2 protein-coding genes are annotated in these 1,923 nt (G+C 45.0%); both read left to right on the forward strand.

The window, feature by feature from the left end; all coding sequences use genetic code 11:
• On the forward strand, positions 1 to 1,023 hold a 1,023-nt coding region (gene atpA, locus CVD27_RS02275), incomplete at its 5' end, for a F0F1 ATP synthase subunit alpha (RefSeq protein WP_101646283.1).
• 42 nt (positions 1,024 to 1,065) lie between these two features.
• Positions 1,066 to 1,923 carry an ATP synthase F1 subunit gamma gene (gene atpG / locus CVD27_RS02280; protein WP_101646284.1) on the forward strand — a complete coding sequence of 286 codons (858 nt, stop codon included), beginning with the start codon at positions 1,066 to 1,068 and terminating at the stop codon, positions 1,921 to 1,923.

A 1,923-nucleotide genomic window follows, 5' to 3' on the forward strand; every position in this document is an offset into this window, starting at 1 on the left:
CGTGAATTAATCATCGGTGACCGTCAAACAGGTAAAACAACTGTTGCAATTGACGCAATCCTAAACCAAGCTGACCAAGACATGATCTGTATCTATGTTGCAATTGGTCAAAAAGAATCTACTGTTCGTGGAGTTGTTGAAACTCTACGCAGAAACGGTGCACTCGATTACACAATCGTAGTTACTGCATCTGCATCAAGCCCGTCGCCAATGCTATTCTTGGCACCATACACAGGTATTTCGATGGCAGAAGAATTCATGTTCGAAGGCAAGCACGTGCTAATCGTTTATGATGATCTATCTAAACAAGCAGCAGCTTACCGTGAACTGTCCTTGCTACTTCGTCGTCCTCCAGGTCGTGAAGCATATCCAGGGGATGTCTTCTACCTACACAGCCGCCTACTTGAGCGTGCTGCAAAGTTGAATGACGAACTAGGAGCAGGATCTATTACAGCATTGCCGTTCGTTGAGACACAAGCGGGAGATATCTCTGCTTATATCCCAACAAACGTAATTTCTATTACAGACGGACAAATCTTCTTGCAGTCTGACCTATTCTTCTCAGGTGTACGTCCAGCGATCAACGCCGGTCTTTCCGTATCCCGTGTTGGTGGTTCAGCGCAAATTAAAGCAATGAAGAAAGTTGCCGGTACACTTCGTTTGGACTTGGCAGCATTCCGTGAACTAGAAGCATTCTCACAATTCGGTTCAGATCTAGACCCTACTACAAGAGCGAAACTGGACCGCGGTCACCGCACAGTTGAAATCTTGAAGCAGGACTTGAACAAGCCGTTGAAAGTCGAATACCAAGTAATCAGTCTATATGCACTGACACGCGGTTACCTCGACGATATTCCAGTAAAAGACGTATTGCGTTTTGAAAGTGAAATCACTAGCTGGTTAGAATCTAACCATACGGAAGTGTATGATCACATTCGTACAACGAAAGATCTTCCAGCTGATGACGTAATGAGCGCAGCGTTCAACGAATTCAAGAAAAACTTTGTGACTTCTGAAGCTTAATTTTCCTTGAATGGATCTTAAAATAAAGGTGGTGAATAGCCAGTGGCGTCCTTACGCGAGATAGAAAGCCGTATTGCTTCAACAAAAAAGACGAGTCAAATCACGAGAGCGATGCAAATGGTATCTGCTTCCAAGCTGAACCGTGCTGAAGTCAATGCGAAGAAATTCGTACCTTACATGGATAAAGTAGAAGAAGTAGTTGGTGCTATTGCAGCCGTAACGAAAGATTCTGGGCATCCTTTATTAACTGCACGTCCCGTAAAGAAGTCTGCGTACATCGTAGTGACTTCTGACCGTGGACTTGTTGGTGGATATAACTCGCACATTTTCCGTGCCGTTACCCGTGCAATCGAACAACGCCATAAATCGAAAGATGAAGTGGTCATTATCGCGATCGGTCGTAAAGGCTATGAATTCTTCGGCCGTCTGGGTTACCAGATTGAAGAAAGCCTGATCGGACTTTCGGATCACCCTCGTTTTGAAGAAGTAAAAGATATCGCGAATCGGGCTGTTGGCATGTTCACAGAAGGCGTTTACGATGAAGTGTTCTTGTATTACAACCACTTCATCTCCGCCATCTCCAACGAAGCAACTGAACGTAAATTGCTTCCACTCACAGATATTTCATCTGTATCAGCTTCATCATCTTATGAGTTCGAGCCTTCAGCAGAAGCGATTCTCGAAACACTTCTCCCACAATACACGGAGAGCCTCATTTATGGAGCGGTACTCGATGGAAAAGCGAGCGAACATGCTTCCAGTATGACAGCGATGAAGACGGCGACAGACAATGCGTCTGACCTAATCGATTCGTTAACATTACAATTTAACCGTGCTCGTCAAGCAGCGATCACTCAGGAAATCACTGAAATCGTAGCCGGCGTAGCAGCACTCGAATAA

Source organism: Neobacillus cucumis, assembly GCF_002860255.1.
Lineage (GTDB): Bacteria > Bacillota > Bacilli > Bacillales > Cytobacillaceae > Neobacillus > Neobacillus cucumis_A.